Source organism: Mesorhizobium sp. M8A.F.Ca.ET.021.01.1.1, from assembly GCF_003998025.1.
Lineage (GTDB): Bacteria > Pseudomonadota > Alphaproteobacteria > Rhizobiales > Rhizobiaceae > Mesorhizobium.
The window spans coordinates 1-2,782 of record NZ_RZSJ01000714.1; the positions used below are offsets into that span (position 1 = coordinate 1).

2 protein-coding genes are annotated in these 2,782 nt (G+C 67.0%); both read left to right on the top strand.

The features are described 5' to 3' along the window. Positions 1-2,138 (top strand): hypothetical protein (locus EOA36_RS37505; RefSeq protein WP_189553469.1); only part of this gene is annotated, 2,138 nt, incomplete at its 5' end. A 57-nt stretch (positions 2,139-2,195) separates the two neighbouring features. Beyond that, positions 2,196-2,782 (top strand): hypothetical protein (locus EOA36_RS32700; protein ID WP_145969437.1); only part of this gene is annotated, 587 nt, incomplete at its 3' end.

The following is a 2,782-nucleotide window of genomic DNA, read 5'->3' on the forward strand; positions in this document are numbered from 1 at the left end:
TCGAGCGCGAGGGGTTCCTGGGCAAGCGCGCCAACCGGGCTGTTGAAGGCGACCTGGTGAAGGAATTGCACGGCGAGGCATCAGGCGACGCCACCGCCAAGCAGCTAGCCCGCGCCGTGTCCCAAGTTTTCGAGGATCTGCGCCAGCGCTTCAACGCCGCCGGCGGCGCGATCGGCAAGCTGGAGAATTTCGGCCTGCCGCACAGCCACGACCGGCTGCTTGTCAAGGCCGCCGGCCGCGAGGGCTGGAAAGCCGCGATCCGCCCCCTGCTCGACGCCGACCGCATCATCAACCCGCTGACCAACCAGCCAGTGGGCGCGGCCGGCATCGACGCCGCGCTTGACCATGTCTATTCGACCATTGTCAGCCAGGGCCGCGCCGACATGACGCCGCAGGCCGTGCGGCGCGGCCTGGGCGCGATTGCCACCCAGCGCCAGGAAGAGCGGTTCCTTGTGTTCAAGGACGCCGCGAGCTGGGCCGATTACAACAAGAAATTCGGCCGCGGCGATGTGGTGCAGGCGATCTTCAACCACGTCAACGGCATGGCCCGCGACATCGCCTCGATGGAAATCCTTGGGCCGAACCCGGCCGGCATGGTCGAATATCTGAAACAGGTGGTCGGCCACGAAATCGGCAAGAAGGAAGCCGGACTGCCGAACCTCGCCGCCGAGGCCAGGGTGTTCAAGAACAGTCAGGCCAAGGTCGCCGAATACCGCATCGACAGCCTGTGGCAGAACATGCGCGGCCGGGGCGAAGTGGCGAGCGGCCTTGCAAATTTTTCCTCCAGCCTCAAGAACGCGCTGACCGGCACCCAGCTGGGCAGCACGGTGTTTCTTGCCGCCGGTACCGATCCGTTCGTGGCCCGCGCTTCGCGCAAGCTCGCCGGCCTGCCGGTCACCGCGACGATGGGCAAGATGCTGCAGCAGATTTCGGGGCAGAGCCGGCGCGAGATCTACCGTTCCGGCATCATCTGGGAAGATTATCTGCACGTGATGCAGGATGAGCTGCGCTTTGCAGGCCCGGCCGTCGGCGCCGAGTGGTCGCGCTGGATTGCCGATCGCGGCGTGACCTGGTCGGGGCTGCAGCCGCTGACAGTCGGCCGCAAGCTGGTCGAGGCGCGCGCCTGGCAGCAGCACATTGCCGACATGGCCGACAAGAGCTTCGCCCAGCTCGACCCACGCTTCCGCACCGCGCTGGAAGGGTTTGGCGTGGCGCCCGACCATTGGGAAATCTGGCGCCAGTCGGCCGACCCGGCCGGCTTCGTCACGCAACGGCAGATCGAGCTGAATGGCGGCGCGGTGACCTATCTCGACATGGCGGGCGGCGCGCTGCAATCGCCGGCGCACATGGCCGAGGCCAAGGCGCTGGCGCACCGGGCGGCGGCCGAGAAGCTTTCGGAAGTCATCAGCAGCTGGTCGGAACGGTCGGTGCCGGCGGGCACGCCGAACGCCCGTTCGCTGATCACCGGCAAGGCAGAGCGCGGCACGCTAGGCGGCGAGCTGCTGGACTACTTCCTGCAATACAAGAGTTTCGGGCTTTCCTTCACCGCGCTGCAGCTCGAGGCGATCGGGGAAATGGCGGCCTTGCGCGGCGGCGGCAAGGGCCGGCGCTCCGGCCTGGCCTATTTCGCCGCCATGGCCGTGCCGCTGACGCTGGGCGGCGCGTTCTACATGCAGCTCAAGAGCCTGCTCGATGGCAAGAAACCGGAAGACATGAACCCGGCGACCAACCGCAGTTTCTGGATCCGCGCCGGCCTGCAGGGTGGCGGCTTCGGCCTGTTCGGCGATTTCGTCAAGGCCGGCGAAAACCGGTTCGGCCAGACGATGACGGAAGCGCTGGCCGGGCCGGTGCCGGCGTTCCTGTCGGACACGCTGGGGCTGACGGTCGGCAATCTGCAGGCCGTTGCGGCGGGGGAAAAGACGAATGTCGGCCGCAACGCGGTGCGCTACCTCGGCCGCTACACGCCGTTCATCGCCTCGCATTGGGCAACGCGCGGCGCCTATAACCGCCTGGTGCTCGACAATCTGCAATGGCTGCTCGACCCCGACGCCGACAAGAGCTTCAAGGCCAAGATCGGCCTCGCCAAAAAGAACGGCACCCCGTATTTCATCAAGCCCGGCGCCTTCACGTCCCGGTGAGCAATTGACGCGCGCGCGCGCAAGCCATGCTGCAGCCTCATTCATTGAGGATTTGCCATGGCCGCGACGCCCTACATTCTGCCGCGTGAGAAGCGCGAATCGGCCGTTGCCGTGGGCAATGGCACGGTCGGCCCGTTCGGCCCTTCGACGTACAAGGTTTTCGACACCGCCGACGTGACAGTGTGGGCCAAGGCCACGGGCGAAACGGTTTACACCGATGTCACGGCGAGCTGCACCATCGCCAAGACCAATCCGGCCGCCGCCTACGATACCTTCTCGGTGACCTTCGGCGCGGCTGTGCCGGCATCGACCAGCTGGTACCACCAGGCGCGCCGCACGGCCGAGCGCAGCGTGGCGGTAACCAAGGCCGGCGTGCTGGTAGCGGCCGAGCTGGAAAAGGAACTGTCCAAGCAGGCCAGCGCCCAGAGCGAACTGCGCAGGGATGTCGACCGGGCGGTGCGGGTGAATGTGGGCGCCGATCCGATCACGATCGTCGGCGGTCTGGCAGGGCAGGTACCGGCGTTCAATGCCGGCGGCGATCTGGTGCCGATGACGCCGGATGCCGCAACGGTCGCATCCGTGGGTCTGCCGCCCGGGCCGGGCGCCGAGTCTTTCCTGCAGCGCAACGGTGCCGAGAGCAATTG